16 protein-coding genes are annotated in these 16,729 nt (G+C 70.6%); 4 read left to right on the top strand and 12 right to left on the bottom strand.

Features of this window, described 5'->3' with window-relative positions; all coding sequences use genetic code 11:
* Positions 1 to 10: 10 nt before the first annotated feature.
* The 6 genes from Pmi06nite_RS36790 to Pmi06nite_RS36765 form a co-directional block, all read right to left on the bottom strand.
* The gene (locus Pmi06nite_RS36790) at positions 11 to 991 is read right to left on the bottom strand and encodes a YbgA family protein (RefSeq protein ID WP_203957843.1); all 981 of its coding nucleotides are present in this window, start codon (positions 989 to 991) and stop codon (positions 11 to 13) included.
* Positions 992 to 1,039: 48 nt separating this feature from the next.
* On the bottom strand, positions 1,040 to 1,564 hold the full coding sequence (locus Pmi06nite_RS36785; RefSeq protein WP_203957842.1) for an RNA polymerase sigma factor: 525 nt from the start codon (positions 1,562 to 1,564) through the stop codon (positions 1,040 to 1,042).
* A gap of 97 nt (positions 1,565 to 1,661) precedes the next feature.
* Positions 1,662 to 2,606, bottom strand: a complete 945-nt coding sequence (locus Pmi06nite_RS36780) for a MerR family transcriptional regulator (protein ID WP_203957841.1) — start codon at positions 2,604 to 2,606, stop codon at positions 1,662 to 1,664.
* A 197-nt stretch (positions 2,607 to 2,803) separates the two neighbouring features.
* Positions 2,804 to 3,781: an aldo/keto reductase gene (locus tag Pmi06nite_RS36775; protein ID WP_203957840.1), complete on the bottom strand. Its 978-nt coding sequence runs from the start codon at positions 3,779 to 3,781 to the stop codon at positions 2,804 to 2,806.
* A 54-nt stretch (positions 3,782 to 3,835) separates the two neighbouring features.
* Positions 3,836 to 4,501, bottom strand: a complete 666-nt coding sequence (locus tag Pmi06nite_RS36770) for a dienelactone hydrolase family protein (protein WP_203957839.1) — start codon at positions 4,499 to 4,501, stop codon at positions 3,836 to 3,838.
* 230 nt (positions 4,502 to 4,731) lie between these two features.
* Positions 4,732 to 6,891 (bottom strand): amylo-alpha-1,6-glucosidase, encoded by a 2,160-nt coding sequence (locus tag Pmi06nite_RS36765; protein ID WP_203957838.1) that lies wholly within the window; start codon positions 6,889 to 6,891, stop codon positions 4,732 to 4,734.
* Between the two features lie 176 nt (positions 6,892 to 7,067).
* On the opposite strand from Pmi06nite_RS36765, the gene Pmi06nite_RS36760 reads away from it, so the two are divergent.
* The gene (locus Pmi06nite_RS36760; RefSeq protein ID WP_203957837.1) at positions 7,068 to 7,685 is read left to right on the top strand and encodes a UTRA domain-containing protein; all 618 of its coding nucleotides are present in this window, start codon (positions 7,068 to 7,070) and stop codon (positions 7,683 to 7,685) included.
* A gap of 34 nt (positions 7,686 to 7,719) precedes the next feature.
* Here the strand turns inward: Pmi06nite_RS36760 and Pmi06nite_RS36755 are convergent, their stop codons facing one another.
* The 5 genes from Pmi06nite_RS36755 to tatA form a co-directional block, all read right to left on the bottom strand.
* Positions 7,720 to 8,892, bottom strand: coding sequence for a hypothetical protein (locus tag Pmi06nite_RS36755; RefSeq protein WP_203957836.1), 1,173 nt, complete (start codon positions 8,890 to 8,892; stop codon positions 7,720 to 7,722).
* A gap of 166 nt (positions 8,893 to 9,058) precedes the next feature.
* Entirely contained in the window at positions 9,059 to 10,255 is a 1,197-nt protein-coding gene (locus tag Pmi06nite_RS36750; RefSeq protein WP_203957835.1) for a hypothetical protein, read from the bottom strand.
* 150 nt (positions 10,256 to 10,405) lie between these two features.
* Positions 10,406 to 10,855, bottom strand: coding sequence for an ester cyclase (locus tag Pmi06nite_RS36745; protein WP_203957834.1), 450 nt, complete (start codon positions 10,853 to 10,855; stop codon positions 10,406 to 10,408).
* Between the two features lie 199 nt (positions 10,856 to 11,054).
* A complete protein-coding gene (locus Pmi06nite_RS36740) occupies positions 11,055 to 11,687 on the bottom strand; it encodes an HNH endonuclease family protein (protein ID WP_203957833.1) in 633 nt (210 codons plus the stop codon).
* A 272-nt stretch (positions 11,688 to 11,959) separates the two neighbouring features.
* Entirely contained in the window at positions 11,960 to 12,280 is a 321-nt protein-coding gene (gene tatA, locus Pmi06nite_RS36735; RefSeq protein ID WP_203957832.1) for a Sec-independent protein translocase subunit TatA, read from the bottom strand.
* Between the two features lie 172 nt (positions 12,281 to 12,452).
* Here tatA and Pmi06nite_RS36730 point away from each other — a divergent pair, with 172 nt between their 5' ends.
* Positions 12,453 to 12,923 (top strand): helix-turn-helix domain-containing protein, encoded by a 471-nt coding sequence (locus tag Pmi06nite_RS36730; protein ID WP_239114454.1) that lies wholly within the window; start codon positions 12,453 to 12,455, stop codon positions 12,921 to 12,923.
* A gap of 39 nt (positions 12,924 to 12,962) precedes the next feature.
* The gene (locus Pmi06nite_RS36725; protein ID WP_203957831.1) at positions 12,963 to 13,391 is read left to right on the top strand and encodes a VOC family protein; all 429 of its coding nucleotides are present in this window, start codon (positions 12,963 to 12,965) and stop codon (positions 13,389 to 13,391) included.
* Between the two features lie 100 nt (positions 13,392 to 13,491).
* On the opposite strand, the gene Pmi06nite_RS36720 is transcribed toward Pmi06nite_RS36725, so the two are convergent.
* Positions 13,492 to 15,414, bottom strand: a complete 1,923-nt coding sequence (locus tag Pmi06nite_RS36720) for a sigma-70 family RNA polymerase sigma factor (RefSeq protein WP_203957830.1) — start codon at positions 15,412 to 15,414, stop codon at positions 13,492 to 13,494.
* 257 nt (positions 15,415 to 15,671) lie between these two features.
* On the opposite strand from Pmi06nite_RS36720, the gene Pmi06nite_RS36715 reads away from it, so the two are divergent.
* Positions 15,672 to 16,655 carry a thaumatin family protein gene (locus Pmi06nite_RS36715; protein ID WP_203957829.1) on the top strand — a complete coding sequence of 328 codons (984 nt, stop codon included), beginning with the start codon at positions 15,672 to 15,674 and terminating at the stop codon, positions 16,653 to 16,655.
* Positions 16,656 to 16,729: the final 74 nt, after the last annotated feature.

Below are 16,729 nucleotides of genomic sequence, written 5' to 3'. Positions count from 1 at the left end.
GGCGGCCGGGTCATGCGGCGATGTGGTTGCGCAGCCCGAGGTCGTCCGGGTAGGGCCGGAAGTAGGTCTGGTCGGAGACGTAGGTGACCCCTTCGCCCCTCGCGTGGTGGCGGAGCAGGGTCACGGGCACGTTCAGCGCGACCCGCCGGGCCCGGTAGGAGCCGATCACATCGAGCACGTCGGCCCGGCGGACCCGCCCGAGGCGGTCGCCGACCATCCCGAGGCAGTGCTCCAGGACGTTGGCGTTGCGGCCGACGGACGTCCTGGTCGCCAAGGCCGTGCGGAACGCGTGGCCGTATGCGGCCGCCAGGTCGTCGCGCGGCCGCGAGCCCGCCTCGGCGACCAGCCGGCCGAGCTCGCGGTAGAGCGCGGGGGCGTGCGCGAGGAGTTGCATCTTGTGGGCGGCGTGGAAGGCCACCAGGTCGCGCGGCCGCCAGTCGCCGGCCAGGAACTCGCGGAGCCGCGCGACGGCGAAGATCCGCTCGACGAACGCCTCACGGAGCACGGCGTCGTGCAGCCGGCCCTCGTCCTCGACCGCGAGCAACGGGTGGACGCCGACGACGATGCCCGCGAACAGGCCGCGGTTGCGCCGGTCGGCGTCCACTCTCGCGCCCCCCGCGCCCGGAGTGCCGGCTCCGCCCGCGTGGATCGGGATGCCATGGAGCCCGCAACTGGGGCTCTTGGTCTTGAACACGTAGCCGTCCACGTCGAGACCCGCCGCGCGGGACTCGGCGTGGGCCGTCATGCGGTCGGTGAGGTCGAGCCGGGACGAACGGGTCATCAGGCGCGGTCCGCGTGCGGAGTGCTCGAGGCGGAGCGTCTCGCGCGGGGCGCCGAGGCCGATCTCCATCTCCGGGCAGACGGGCACCCGATCCACGTGTTCGGACAGGGTGCCGGTGAGGAACCTGTCGCGGCTGTGGCCCCCGTTGAACCGGACCGGCTCGCCCAGCAGACAGCTGGAGACCGCGAGACGCGGCCTGACGTCGCCCATGATCGCACCTCCCCTGTCTCCGGACCGGACCGCCGTGGGCGGGTCCGGTCACGCGGCCGCGCGCGGGAGCAGCGCGGCGAGCCGGTGGAGCCCGCGTGCCGTGCGGGCCTTGACCGTGCCGAGCGGCACCCGCAGCCTGTCGGCGATCTCCCGCTGGGTCAGATCGCCGTAATAGGCGAGCTCGATTGCCTGGCGCTGGACCGCCGGGAGCTCGTCCAGCGCCCTGCGGATCCGGTCGCGGTCGGCCAGTTCCTCCCCCTCCACGCGCCCGTCCGGGCCCGCCGGGTCCGCCACGGCGTCCAGCGGCAACGTCTGCGGCCTGCGGGCCCGCAAATGGTCCACCGCCCGTTTGCGCGCGATCCCGAAGAGCCAGGCAGGCAGGCTCCTCGTGGGGTCGAACCGGTGCCGTGACCGCCACACCTCGGTGAACACGACCTGGAGCACGTCGTCGACGTCCTCGTGCGGGACGAGCCGCCGCAGGAACGAGCGGACCGCGGGGGCATGCGCGCGGTAGCACTCCCCCACCGCGCCGGCGTCCCCGGCGGCGAGGCGGGACTCGAGGCTGTCGTCCATGAGTTGTCCCCTGCCCGGAGAAACTTCTTCAAAACCTATTCATAGCCGCTCGTGCGTAAGGGACGCAACCTCGTCAGTGACGAGGTTTCACAAAGGCTCATCTCAGGGCGGACAGGACCGCCGAGATCGCGGCGGGCATCGAGGTGACCAGGGCCGCTCTCGGCGGGAGGCCCTCCTGCCAGCCCGGGCCGCCCACGAGGATCCTGCTGGCGGGACGGAGCCTCGGCAGCCTGCCCAGCGGGGCGGGGTCACCGGTCTCCGCCTGCTGCGACCAGACGAACACCACCGCCGGGCCGATCCTGCGCATCGCCTCGGCGAGCGCGGAGTAGGGCGTGCGCGCTCCGAGCACCCGCGTCTCCACCCGGCGCTCGGCGAGCGCCGCAGCCAGCGCGTGGGCCGGCAGGCTGTGCTGCTCCTCCTCCGCGCAGGCCACCAGGACCGGCCGTGGATGAACCGGATGCGACAGCCGTCCGGCGACCGAGTTGAGCGCGAACAGCAGGCGGTCGGAGAACATGTGCTCGATCTCGATGCCGAGGCCCGTTTCGTCCTGCCTCCGGGTGATCACCGCGAAGGTGGGCAACACCAGCCGCTCCCACGTCGGCACGACGCCGTGCCGGTCCAGAGCCGCTTCCACCGCGTCGCCGACCGTCCTCGCGTCCAGGGCGATCGCCGCCCGGGCGAGCATGGCCGGGGAGAGGATCTCCCCCTCTCTCACGGGAGGTCCGGGCACCTGCTCGTCGCAGTCCGCCTCCGTCGGCCCGCCGCCGGGACGCCGCACCTTCAGCGCCTGCCTGGCGGCGTCGGCCGGCGCGACTCCCGCATGGATGAGCCGGTTCATCTCCTCAAGGCACCGCAGGTCTCCCGCGTCGTAACGCCGGTGACCGCCGGGGCTCCTGCGACTGGGGCCGATGCCGTATCGCAGGTTCCAGGTGCGGAGCGTGGGCGCGGGCACGCCCAGCCTCCGGGCGACGGCTCCGATCCCGTATCCCGGTTCGTCACCGGAGATCGGCGTCCGGCCGGCCTCCGGCGTGCCCTCATCCATCGCAGCGCCCTCGTTCATAGGCGTGCACTCGCCCCATCGTCGTCCGCTGTGCGCCCGCCACACAAGGTCATTCGGACCGGCCCCCGCGATCAGATGCATCCGCGGCCGTCGAGAGGTCCCGCGACGCGAACGGGCGCCTGCCCGCGCGTTCGAATCGCGCGGAGCGGCGCCCGTGGGGCGGTTCAACCAGCGGGCTTCTACCAGCGGTGGTGCACCTGAGGCCGGATCAGGGTGTCGTAGACCTCCCGGACGGCCGCGTGCACGTCCGCGGAGAGGGGCGGCAGGCTCGCGGCCGCCGCGTTCGCCCTGGCCTGCGCGGGGTTGCGGGCGCCGGGGATGACGACGCTCACACCGGGCTGGTCGAGGATCCACCGCAGCGCGAACTGGGCGAGGGTGACGCCGTCCGGCACCAGTTCCCTGAGCCTGTCCACCGCCTGGAGACCGACGCCGTACTCGACGCCGGAGAAGGTCTCCCCGACGTCGAAGGCCTCACCCTGCCGGTTGTAGTTCCGGTGGTCGTCCTCGGCGAAGACGGTGCCCGGGCCGTACTTGCCGGACAGCAGGCCGCTGGCCAGCGGAACGCGGGCGATGATCCCGACACCCGCCTTCTCGGCCGCGGGCAGGACCTCGTCCACCGGCTTGAACCGGAAGGCGTTGAGGATGATCTGCACGCTGGCCACGCCGGGCCGCTCGATCGCCGTGAGCGCCTCGCCGACGGTCTCGACGCTGACGCCGTACGCCCCGATCCGGCCCTCGGCCACCAGGGTGTCGAGCGCGTCGAACACCCGGTCGTCGGAGTAGACGGGGGTGGGCGGGCAGTGCAGCTGGACCAGGTCGATCCGGTCAACGCCCAGGTTGGCCCGCGACCGGTCGTTCCAGGCGCGGAAGTTCTCCAGCGTGTACGCCTCGGGCGTCTGGGGCACCCGGCGGCCCATCTTCGTGGCCACGGTGAGGCCGGGCCGTTCCTTGATCAGGCGGCTGACGATGGTCTCGCTGCGCCCGTCGCCGTAGACGTCGGCCGTGTCGACGAAGTTCACCCCGGCGTCGACCGCGGCGTTCAGCGTCTCGAGGGCGTCAGCCTCGCTGACGTCGCCCCAGTCGGCTCCGAGCTGCCATGCCCCCAAGCCGACGACGCCCACCTGCCGGCCGAACCTGCTCATTAACCGCTGTTCCATGGCGTCCGATCGTAGTCGTGCCCGGGAGGAACGGGTCCAGCGGCCCTCGGCGGCTCAGCCCGCCGGCGCGCCCGCCAGGTGCCGCAGGAACCAGTCGCGGGCCGTCTCGGCCACGGCCTCCAGCGCTCCCGGCTCCTCGAACAGATGCGATGCGCGCGGCACGATCTCCAGGCGGGTCTCGCCGACGATCTCGTCCATCGCCTCGCGGTTGAGCTCGATGACGATCGGGTCCCGCTCCCCCACGATCAGCAGGACCGGTTGGCGGACCAGGCGGAGGGCGTCACCGGCGAGATCGGGCCGCCCGCCCCGGGAGACGACCGCCTTCACGGTGTCCGGGCGCGCCGCAGCCGCGACGAGGGCGGCCGCCGCGCCAGTGCTCGCTCCGAAGAGGCCGAGACCGAGACCACCGATCAGTTCGTCCTCCGCAAGCCACTCGACCAGCGCCGACACGCGTTCGGAGAGCAGGCCGATGTCGAACCTCATGCGGCCGGTCGCGGCGTCGATCCGATCCTCTTCGGAGGTGAGCAGGTCGGCGAGGACCGTGGCGAGCCCCGCCCGTTGCAGTTCCCGTGCCACATGGCGGTTGCGGGGACTGTGCCTGCTACTGCCGCTGCCGTGGGCGAACAACACCACGGCATGAGCGGAGCGGGGGACGACGACATCCGCCTCCAGGACGACACCCCCGGCCGGAATCGTGATGCTCACCTCGACGTCGGTCATCCACCCCTCCTCGCATCAGACGGTGACCGGACGGCTCCATATCGCTTCCACGATGAGGCAAAATGCCATACCCGCTCCGCGAAGTTCGCAAAACGGCACAATAAGCATCTATCCCCTCGCTTTCCCACGGAAGGGCCCGCACCGGATCCTTGGGACGCGGTTGAACAAGCCGTCGATCCCGCTGGAGGCGTCCGTGACCCGGCGCGGGCACGGCGGGGCCGGGACGCCGGTCAGACGCCCCGGCGCGCCGGGGCGACGAACGCCGCGAGAGGCGGACGGGGTCCCACGATCAGCTCCGTCCCCTCCGGCAGCCCGGTCACGATGGGCGTGGTGTTGCCCTCCGCCGCCTCCACGGTGATCCGGCCGCCCGCGAACCAGATGCCGGAGATCCGCAACCACCCGAAGCCCTCGGGCAGGACGGGTGAGAGCCAGAGTCTGCCGTGCGGCGCGCGCGGATCCAGGCGCAGCAGGGCCCGCACGAGCTGGACCGGCGTGGCCGAGGCCCACGCCTGCGGCGAGCACGAGGTCGGGTACGGCACGGGCACGGGGAACTCCGCCCGGTCGAACCCGCAGAACAGCTCCGGCAGTCGTCCGCCGAACGATCCGGCCGCGTCGAGCAGGCCGGTGGCCACCCGCTGGGCCTCCTCGACGAAGCCGTACCGCATGAGCCCGGCCACCATGAGGGCGTTGTCGTGGGGCCACACCGAGCCGTTGTGGTAGCTCATCGGGTTGTAGGCGCCCATGTCGGAGGCGAGCGTCCTGATGCCGAAGCCGGTGAACATCCGGGGCGACAGCAGGTGGGCGGCCACGGAGACGGCCTTGTCCTCCTCCACGATGCCCGACCAGAGGCAGTGCCCCATGTTGGAACCGAGCCCGTCGATGAGCCTGCCGTCCCGGTCGAGTCCCGTGGCGAAGTAGCCCTTGCCGGGCAGCCAGAACCTCTGGTTGAACGCCTCACGCAACTCGACGGCTCTGGTCATGCACCGGTTCGCGGTCTCGTCGTCGCCGGACTCCCTGGCGAAGTGATGACGGGCGACGTAGGCGGCGTAGACGTATCCCTGCACCTCTGCCAGGGCGATGGGCGCCCGGGCGAGCGACCCGTCGGCGAAGTTGATCCCGTCGAAGGAGTCCTTCCAGCCCTGATTGACCAGGCCCTGGTCGGTCTTGCGCTGGTACCACAGGAGGCCGTCGCGCATGCCGAGCCGCTCGATCCAGCCGAGCGCGGCGTCGGCGTGCGGGATCAACCTCTCCACGGCCTCGTGATGCAGGCCCCAGCGGCGCAGTTCCCCGAGCAGGACGACGAACAGCGGGGTGGCGTCCACGGAGCCGTAATAGGCCTGCGCCCCCGATTCCGACGCCGCGGTGCGCACGCCGTACCGCAGCTCATGCATGATCTTTCCGGGCTCCTCCTCAGTGAGGGGGTCGGTCTTCACGCCCTGGAGCCGGGCCAGGCGGTGCAGCGTCCCGAGCGCGAGGTTGGGATCGAGCGGCAGGGCGAGCCACGACGTGAGCAGGGAGTCGCGCCCGAACAGGGTCATGAACCAGGGCGCGCCCGCGGCGATGCTCGGCGGCTCCTCCGGGTGTTCCACCTCGAACAACCGGAGCGAGCCCAGGTCGATCCTCGATCGGTCGAGGATGTCGGAGAGAGCCGCGTTCGAGGATCGCACGACGGGGATGTGCACCTCGTACTCCGACAGGAGCCGCGCCGCCTCCCCATGCTCCGGTATGCACGAGGCCGAGAACCAGGGCTCGGACTCCACTCCGTCGATGATCGGGCTCACCTGCACGGTGAGGCGGGTCTCACCCCTGGCGGGAACGACCACGCGGAAGATCAGCATTCCGGGGGCGGCGATGACCGGGATGTCACCGTCGACGGCCTGAACGTGGACGCCCCTCCCCTTGCTCACCGAGAGGATGCGCAGGCCCCGCCCCCCGAGTGTGGTCTCGACGTCGGCGGGAAAGCGGACGCGGCCGGTCTTGACCTCGAACAGGTCGCAGACGTCGGAGTGCAGATTGAGGGAGACGACGCACCCCGCGGGCTCCTCGGACAGGTTCCGCACGACGATGTCCTCGCACAGGCCGCCGCCGACATAGCGGTCCCTGATGACGAGGAGGGTGCTCTCGGTCTGCCCCGGGCGCGGCCTGGCCCGGCCGACGAACGTCGCGTGGTGCGGCTCGGACGGCAGGACGCGCAACTCCTCGACCGGGGCGTCGTCGATGCGCAGTTCCCACCGGGACAACAGCCGGGTGTCGGCGTAGTAGACGCCCTGCGCGCCGCCCGGGACGATGTCCCCGTTCCGGGTGGACACGGAGAACGAGCCACCGGCGACCAGCGTCATGTCTCCGGAGCCGATCGCCGTCGGCTGCCCATGGAACGACCATCCATCCATGACTCCGCCCCCCGACAAGCCGCTTTTTGGCCTCTTTGTCGGTTTTACCCTCCATCGCGGTGTTCAGCAGGGCCGACCGGCCGGCTTCGCGGAGAGCGCACGATCCGGCCTGGCCGTACATGCGCACGATCGGCCTGGCCGTACATACGCGGAGATATGTGGGGAAAAGGTGATTTATGGGGGAATCTCATCAACGACTCCGGCGGGTATCGGACCGATACCAGTGGGAGAAGGATCGTGCCCTCCTGCCCGAGCGCGAGCGGCGCGGCAGCGGCGCGACCGAGCGTGACACCGGCCTGACCAGGGATGATCTGGAGTTCCAGATCGAGTTCGACACCGCCCGCGCGACGGCCGGCCTGGCGACGCGCCTCGGCGTCGCGGAGGGCACGCGGCTGCTCCGGCGGACCTACAAGACGGGGCGCCGTGGGGACGCCGCGCCGCTCAGCTTGGTCCGCTCCTGGCTGCCGTACGACCTCGTCGCCGCCAATCCGGCCCTCCTGTCCGCGGAGAACGAGCCCTGGCCAGGAGGGACGCACCACCAACTGTCCACGATCGGCGTGGAGATCGATCGCGTGGTCGACGAGGTGACAGTGCGGAGGCCAAGCCGGGCGGAGACGCACCTGTTCGACCTCACGCCGGGTACGCCGCTGCTGGTGGTGCACAAGACCTCGATCGACACCACGGGCCGCGTGGTCGAGGTCGCGGAGGTCGTCCTCCCCGGCGACCGCGCCGAGGTGGTCTCCACCACGCGCCTGGACCGCTGGCCGGCGGCCCGGGACACACGAAGGGGGTGAGCCGGGAGCCGGCCCACCCCCTCTACAGCGAGGATCACGCGTCTCCGTGGCCCCGCTTGTGGTCCGGGTGACGCAGGCCGACGTGGCGGCCCTGGTGCCCGTGCTGCCCGAACGACCTGGCGACCGCACGCTGCAGACCGGGCATGGCCGGCAGGGCGTATGGGTTCACGGGCAGGGGCACCCCGGCGGGATTGATCACGACGTCCCGCGGGTTGGAGCCTGCCGTCGGCATGTCGAGCGTGGCGGCGTCGGCCGCAGGGACCTCCTTGCCCTCCTTGGAGTCCTGGCTCAGCCCCGCCTCGGGCTCGGCCGTGTCATTCGACAGCCCGGCGATCTTCTTCTTCATGAGCGCCTCGGCCGACTTCGGCGTCTCGACCGCCGGTGCGACCGCCGGCCTCGGCTCCGGGGCATGCTTGACCACCGGAGCCTGCTTGACCGCGGGGACCACCGCGGGCTTGGCGGCGGGGGCGTGCTTCACCACCGCAGCCTGCTTCACCTCGGGCTTGGCGGCCGGGGCGAGGGCAGGCTTGATCACGGGAGCCTGCTTCACCACCGGCGCGTTCTTGACCACCGGCGCGTGCTTCTCCACCGGCGCGTGCTTCACCACCGGAGCCTGCTTGACCGCGGGGACCACCGCGGGCTTGGCGGCGGGGGCGTGCTTCACCACCGCAGCCTGCTTCACCTCGGGCTTGGCGGCCGGGGCGAGGGCAGGCTTGATCACCGGATCATGCGCGGGTCCTGCGGCCGGCGCAACCGGAGCATCCACCGCGCTCTTCGGTTCGGAGCCCTCGACGGCCTCCGGCCTCGACGACCTCTTGCCGTTCTTCCTGTGGTGGCCGTGCCCGGACTTCCGCGTCTTCCTCGTCTCCCTCGTCTCCCTCACCTGCGAGTCCCCGCCGGCGTGGGGATCACTGGACCAGGACTCCGACTTCTGGAAGGACGCCTCGTCGCTCCCGGAGTCCGAGTCGCCCGAGTCGGACGACGCGCTCGACTCCTGGACCGGGTCGTCGTCCACCTGCGTAGGCGGGGCCGCAGGCTCGTGCTCCGGATGACGGGCCACGTTTTTGCCCGAGTTCTTGTCGGGCGTCTGCAACTGTTTGGCGGTCTTGTTCGCGATGCTCTTGTGCGCCGCAGGCACCGGGTCAGCGGGCGAGGCCGCGGGTCCGGCCAGGAGCGCGGCGGTGAGGACGGCGGTACAGATCGGCATTTGTCTCCCCCGAGGTCATGGACGGTTCGAGGACGACGCTAGATGTGACCAGTCGCGGTCATCACGTTCCGGAGATCAATGTCCCGTCAAACATGGGGATCAGTACCTCCAGAACGACAAATCCCGCTTTTCCGATAAACGCCTATATACGGATACAGTCGCCCAATCATCTGAGCGTGGAGGACGACACCGCCGGGTTGCGCGCGCCCAGGAAGAAGATGCCGGGGAAACCCGCGGTCTCGAACCCCGCACTGGGATTGTCGCGCAGGCTCGAGCCCTCGATGCTCATCGTGCCGGTGCGGTCGTTGCTGACGAAGAAGACGGCTCCGCCTCCCTCCCTCGCCTGGTTGTGCTGCACGACCGAGCCCGCGATCCGCACCGTGAAACGGTTGCCGTCGGTGTAGACGGCTCCTCCGCTGCCGCCGCCGGGAGTGCCTCCGCGCGCGGGGTTGGCGCCGTTGCCGATCGCCCTGTTGTACGTCATGACGCTGTTGAGCACGACCCACGACACCCCGATGCTGCTCAGCGCGCCGCCGTTGGAGCAGACCCCGCCCTGGCCCGAGGCCCCGCCGAAGGTGCTGCCCACGATGTAGACCGGCAGATCGTGCGACTGGTCCAGCACCCGGATGGCGGCCCCGCCGAGGTCGGGTCCCGTGGCGTCGCACCGGTTGCGGACGAACCGGGAGTTCACCACCTTGACCCGGCCGCCGCGCACGAACAGGGCCCCGCCTCCTCCCCCGTCGACCGTCTGCCCCGTGGCGTTGCCGTCGGCCAGCGTCAGGTTCTGGACGGTGAGCTGCGGCTGCTCCTGGTCGTCGCAGTGCGACGTCGTCCACTGCTGCGCCTGGTCGCAGGTGTTCATGTAGAGGATCCGCCTCTTGCCGCCGCCGCTGAGCGTCACCAGGCCGCCCCCGTCGAGGACCACCCGGGCGCTGGAGTTCCGGACCTTCGCCGTGGCGCTCATCGTGATGGTCACGGGATCGGGCCCACAGGAGAAGGTGATCACACCGCCCGCGGCGACCGCCGCGACGACGGCCTTCGACGTACAGCTTGCCGGGGTGCCGTTCCCGATGACCCGCGTCGGATGCGAACTGTCGACCGCTCTCGCCTCGGCCGGCACGGCGGCCCGTCCGCTGGGATTGCCCGCCTTCGGCGGCGGCTGACGGGGCTTGACCCGCGTGAGGGTCGGCCGCGGATCCAGGTAGGCCTTGCGGGTGGGGGTCGCGCTCGGGCCTGCGCTCGGAGCCCCGGCCGCGACCGCCTGCGTGGTCGCGGACGAGCCCGGCCGCAGTGCCACCCAGCCCCATACGCCGATCACCAGGAGAAGTGTGACGAGGAGGACCGCGCCCTGCCTGAATCGCATCGGCCGATGTTACTGCGGCATCCCCGACCCCATCATCACTTTCATCCGCTAACACCACAGCGGGAACATAAGTCACGCAAAGGACGGGGGGCTGTGGATCATGGGTTCGCCGGGGACGGGGAAGTCGGTCGGGGATCGTGCGCGGGGTCGTCACACGGCGTCGTACGGGGGCGGGTCGTCGAGAACGAGGCGCGCGCCGAGCTGGGCGTACATCTCCAATTGGTCGTAGTAGACCCGCTGGGCGACGATCGCGGCGGATTCGACGGTGAAGACCCAGCAGTACCGTACGCTGATCCCCTTGCCGGTGGAATCGGCCACCCCGCCACCCGGCAGGAGGAAGAACCCCAGATTCGTGCCCGTGACCGTCGATTCCAGCACCACGAGATCCCCGGACTGGACCACCTCCCACACGGTGAGACGGAGATCCGGAAACCCCTCCCAGACGTGTGAATGGTAGAAACCGATCTCCTCGGGGCCGTCCGCCACACCCTGCGGGCCCACAGCGGCGGCCGTGGGGCTGTAACAGCGCAACACCGCGTCAAGATCATGATCATTTATGGCGGCGACCAGGCGGTACACAACGTCACAGGCCTCCGACATCGCGAGGCCCCCTTTCTCGCAACAGCAGCTACGCTACCGGCAGATTGGTAAGGACCAGTCCAAACGCGGTCAGACCGGTCGCCACGCGATATGGCCGCTTCCTTCCTCCGGCGCGGGAGCTCCGAACCTCCTGCGCCGGCGGCCTTACGGAGCTCGTACGGCCCCGCGTCGCGGAAGCCGTACGAGCCGTGACCAGAGATCAGCAGTAGCCGAGCATGGTGGTCAGAGCGGTCTTCTCACTGCTCTGCACGCTAAGGCCGTAGTAGTACTTCACCTGGATCCAGGCGCGCGAGTAGGTGCACCAGAACGAGGTCAGCGACGGCTTCCACGTCGTGGGGTCCTGGTCGCCCTTGGACTGGTTGACGTTGTCGGTGACGGCCCAGAGTTCGGGGCCGCCCAGGTCGTTGGCGTACGCCTGGCGCTGCGCGGTGGTCCACGCCCAGGCGCCCGACCGCCACGCCTCCGCCAGCGGGACCATGTGGTCGATGTCCACGTCCGCCGCCGCGTGCCAGGTCGCCCCGTCGTACGGGCTGTACCACGTGCCGGAGGTGGCGGCGCAGCTCGAGTTGGTCACGACGCCGGAGCCGTCGCGCTTGAGCACCTGCTCGCGGGTGTTGCAGGCCCCGGAAACGGTGATCCAGTGCGGGAACAGGTCCCGGTTGTAGGTCGACTGGTGGGACTCGGCGGCGACGGTGAGTGAGGCCAGCCGGGAGGCGGCCGTGCTCGCGGACGGGATGTTGGGCGGGGTGGCGCTCGCGGGCCCGGCGGTGAGAGTGACGCTGAGGACGATGAGGGACAGGACGGCGGCGATGCCGGCGAAGACTCGTTTCACGAGCCTGGCCTTTCTGCCTGCGGCCCCGGCCAGGAGGGGGGTCCTGGTCTCGGACGAAGCCGCTCGACAGACGGAAGGTCGCGAAATCTGACAGATCCTGAAATATCAGGGTTTGCTTATGTCAGTCAGCCCGATTCGTTGGGGATCGCCGACGACCCGGAAGCAGTCGCCACGGGCCTGCGCCGACGCCGGGCAGGCGAGTACGGGCCCCGGCGCACAGGCCGGAACCCGCAGGTGAGGATCTCGTTACAGACGCTCGTGGAGGCCCGGCGTCACACGGTCTCGTCCGGCCGCAGCCGGTCCTCCTGCACTTCGGAGGAGGACGGCCCCGCAACGCCGTATCCCGCACGCGGATCATGAGAAGCCGCGACCTGGGGCGACACCTGCTGAGACAGCACGTCCTGGGGCGGATCCTGACGCCGATCGGCCGGGGCCTCCGGGTCGTCGTCGTCCCCCAGCCGGCTGGTCTCCTGCTTGAACAGGCGGAGGGCCTGGCCCAGCGACCGGGCGGTGTCGGGGAGCCTCTTGGCGCCGAACAACATCACGAACACGAGGGCGACGATCAGCCAGTGCGCGACGGAGAACTCTCCCACGGCCGCCACTCCCTTCCCGAGACACTTGGAACTCCAACGATACGACCGCTGACCTGCGGTGGGGCCGACGCCCCGGCGCACCGGCCGCGGCGAACGACCTGGGCAAGGGACATGCCCCTCGTCTGCGAGACGGGCGGGACGCCGTCGCCGGCGGTCGCATACGCTCGTCCACGTGACAGGCGTGAGCAGGCCCAAGGCCGGGAAGCCGGGAATGGACCTGCTGCCGCACCTTCGGCGGGCACGCGATCACATGGACCGGCACTACCAGGCGCCGCTCGATCTCAGCGAACTCGCCCGGGTCGCCGGGATCTCGAAGTTCCACCTGGTCCGCTGCTTCGAGGCCGCCTACGGCGAGACCCCGATCCGCTATCTCACCCGCCGCCGCATCGAGCGGGCCCAGGACCTGCTGCGCTCGGCCAACCTGACGGTGACCGAGGTGTGCATGATGGTGGGATTCGCCAGCCTCGGGTCCTTCTCCTCCCGCTTCAGCCAACTCGTCGGCGAGAGTCCCACGGCCTACCGCGACCGATGGGCGGCCCGGGGCGGGCCGCACATCCCCGGGTGCTTCCTGTTCATGCGCGGGCCGATGGATCCCCGCGGCACAGCGGGACCGCCCGGCGGCGGTCCGGATCGCGCAATTTGAGAGAAGCCCCCGGCGACCTGCGGCTCTTACGTTGGCCGCATGGTCACGAACATCTCACTCATCACCATCTACTGCCTCGACCAGGACAAGACGCGCGACTTCTACGTCGACAACCTCGGCTTCGAGGCCCGCACCGACATCACCATGGGCGAGGGCTTCCGCTGGGTCACCATCGGGCACCCCAATCAGCCCGAACTCGAGATCACGCTGATGCTCCCCGGCCCTCCCCTCGACCCGGAGGCCGCCGACTTCATCCGGGGAGAACTCGGCAAGGGACAGATGCACGCCGTCGGCCTGACCGTGGACGACTGCCGCAAGACCTACGAGGAGCTCAGCGCCAAGGGGGTGACGTTCCTCCAGGAGCCGTCCGACAGGCCGTACGGCGTCGAGGCGGTCATGCGCGACAACACGGGCAACTGGCTGGTCCTCGTCGAGCCCAGGGCGTTCGCCCCCGAGGACTTCGCCTGATCGCACCGGAGCGGGCCCCGGCGACCCGTGCCGATCCCTCGGCGTGACCCGGAAGCCTCGATCGGAATCCGGGTCACGCCTGTCCTTTGGGTGGCGACCGTCAGCGGGCCGCCTGGAAGGCACGGCCCGCCGGCGTGGCCGCGCCTGTGGTCGTGAACAGCCCCGTGCCGGGCTTCTTGTCGGCCGGCAGGCCGAACCACGCGTAACGCTGGACGTACGGCAGGCCTGCCAGCATCTTCGTGGACGAGGTGACGAAGGCCGCCTGCTGTGAGTCCGTCGGGAACCGGGTGCCGTTCGAGAAGTCGATGAGCGCGAACTCCGTCAGCCAGATCGGCTTGTGGTAGCGCTTGTACACCGCCTGGATGTACGACTTGAGCTGGTTGGTGGCGTTCGCGGTGTTGAAGTCGCCGCCGTACCAGTGCAGCGTGATGAAGTCGACGCGGTAACCCTTCGCCTTCGCCCCCGACATGAACTTGTCGAGCCAGCCGCCCGCGCGGTCCCCGCCGTACGCCACGGCGGGGCTGCCGAGCACCTTGCCCGCCGACATGAGCTTCGGCCAGAGGGACAGCGCCTTCTCGGGCGTCATGTTCGCCTGCCCGCCCATGTCGGGCTCGTTGAACCCCAGCAGGTACGGCCCGGCGGCCTTGGCCTTGGCGAGGTTCTGGCTGGTGACGCTGTCGGTCCCCCAGATCATCGGCACGAACGACGCCGACGCGGGGGTCGTGATCCCGTCATGGGTCGTGGACCAGGTGTAGTACCAGCTCGCTCCCGATTTCTTGAGAGAGGCGCTGACACCGGGCATGCCCCACACGCCCACGCCCTTCTTCGCGGACTTCGCCACGACGACCGCAGGAGGCGGAGCCGGCTTGGTCGCCTTGGGCGAGGCCTTCTTGCTGGGCTTGGGAGACGGCTTGCGCGAAGCCTTGACGGACGCCGAAGGCGACGGCGGCTTCGGCGGGAGCGCCGTCGAGGCCGCCTGGGGCGCCACACCCTGGGCGGCCGGCTTCTGCGGGGAGAGGTTGGCGGCCACCAGCACGCCCACCGCGACGATCGCGGCGGCTCCGACGGCGGCCGTGCCGGCGACGGGACCGTGCGACAGGGCGGACAACACGCCACGTGGGCGCTCCTGCTGTAAGGCGCGGGAAGCCCGGTGCACGCCGCTCCGCCCGGGGGGAAGGTGCGAAGCGGCGTGCGCGGCCGCCTCAGAGGCGGCGGGGGGGATGGCCTGGAGGTGCTGCAGGACGAAGCCCGCGGGCACGGGCAACAGCGGCATCCCGGCGAGCAGCCGGTCGATGGGCAGCATGCCCTGACCGCTCCGCCCGCAGTCCGCGCAGTCGCGCACGTGCCGGGCGAAACGCTTGCGCCAGAGCGGGCTGGGCACGCCGTCCCAGTTCCACGTCATCGCGCGCAGTTCGGCGCACCCGGAACCGGAGCCCAGCGCCCGCACGATGGTGCGGGCGAGTTGCATCTGCTCCTTCATGCGCTGGACGCGTACGGCCGCGTGCCGGCCGGACAGGCCGAGGGCGCCCGCGAGGTCGGTACGCCGGAGCTCTCCCGTCTCCTCGAGCCACCACAGGGCGAGCAGGCCCCGGTCGTCGGGGTCCAGCCAGCGCGTCGCCTCGGCCACTTCGCGGCGCTGGTCGGTGAGACCGAGCCTGAGGATGGTGAGGGCCGCGAAGTCCGAGGCCGGATCGGGCATCTCCTCCGCGGTGTCGAGGTCCGCACGGCGCTTCTGGGTGGCCGACCGGTCCTGCTCGCGGTCGCGCACCTGCCGGACGGCGATGGCCACCAGCCAGGACCGGAACGCCTCCGGGTCGCGCAGGGTGGGCAGCCCGCGGACGACCCGCAACAGCGTCTCCTGCACGACGTCGTCGACGTCGTTGTGCCCGTTGAGGGCCCGGCCGACGATGTTGTAGACGAGCGGAAGGGAGTCGGCGACCAGAGCGTCGAGCGCCCGCTGGTCTCCGCCGCGCGCGGCCTCCACCATCGCCGTGTCGGGTCCGCCCCTGCCGGTTCCGGGCATCGCACTCCGCTCTCAGTCCATCGTCCCCGCGCCGCCCGTGTGCGTCGGGCCGGGACAATCCTCTACAGCCAGGACATTCTCTCTATACAGGAGACCGGCGGACGGACGGCGGATAACACAAATTCGCCGGACTTCTTCGCCGGTTTCCGTTGTCAGGGTCTGCGGCCCCCGGTCTCCCGTTCAGAGGCCTGGTGCTCCCGGTCTCATCGGAGGACAGGGAAGGGCGCGTGACGATGGCGACGAGGAGCAGAAGGGGGATGGCACGGTCGTGGCAGCCGTACGCCCTCGTCCTGGCGGTGGTGGTGGCGACGGTGGTGGCCCTGGTCTGGCCCTCCTCCCCGCGTGAGAGCGACACGACCGCGTCGGCGGCCGGCCTGTCGTCCGCCCCGGTGACCGCCCCCGCGGACGAGGCCGCGAACCCCTCGGCCTCTCCGTCGCGCACCGCCCGCCCCAGCCACAAGCCGACCAGCTCGCCACGGCCGTCTGCCTCACGCACCGCGACGGCGAAACAGAGCGGGAGCCGGTCGTCCGCCACGGCGAAGGCGGCGGCCGGCAAGCGGCTGTTCACGTTCGTCAACAACCTGAGCCAGACGGTCTGGCTCGCCTCCAACAAGAGCGACAAGTATCCGCTCTCCGCGACCGGGTGGGTGCTCCGCCCAGGTCAGACCGTCTCGGTGCAGGTCCCGAACAAGTGGGGCGGCCGGTTCTGGGGCCGCACCGGCTGCTCCTTCAACTCGGCCGGCCGGGGGCACTGCCAGACCGGCGACTGCGGGGGCGTCTTCCAGTGCGCCGGCAGCACGGGCTCTGCGACCACGCTCGGCGAGTTCTCCCTCGCGGCCTGGGGCGGGATGGACTTCTACGACGTCAGCATGGTCGACGGCTACAACCTGCCGATGTACATCAACATCTCGGGCGGCGGCACCAAGGATCCCGTCAGTCCCTCCGGCTGTTACAAGGGCACCTGCACCAAGGCGGTCAGCTGCCCGGGCAAGATGCAACTCAAGGTCGGCGGCCAGATGGTGGCCTGCAAGAACCCGTGCACCGCGTTCGGCGGCGACACCTACTGCTGCCGCGGCAAGTGGGCCGGGCGGGAGAACTGCATCCCGTCGAAATGGCCCACGGACTACACCCAGGTGTTCAAGAAGGCCGCGCCGTACGCGTATTCGTACGCCTTCGACGACTCGGCGACGATGCCGTGCAAGGGCCGCTGCGACTATCGGGTGACGTTCGGGATCACGTGAGGCCCCCCGTGTCGGCGGCACCGCCGACCTGACGCGTCAGGACGTCCGCACCATGGCGGCGGTCCGTTCACCCG

Origin of the sequence: Planotetraspora mira, assembly GCF_016863275.1 — a bacterium.
In the GTDB taxonomy this organism is placed as follows: Bacteria; Actinomycetota; Actinomycetes; order Streptosporangiales; family Streptosporangiaceae; genus Planotetraspora; species Planotetraspora mira.
The sequence above is the reverse complement of the archived record's forward strand: the minus strand, read 5'-3'. Positions and strand labels throughout refer to the sequence as shown.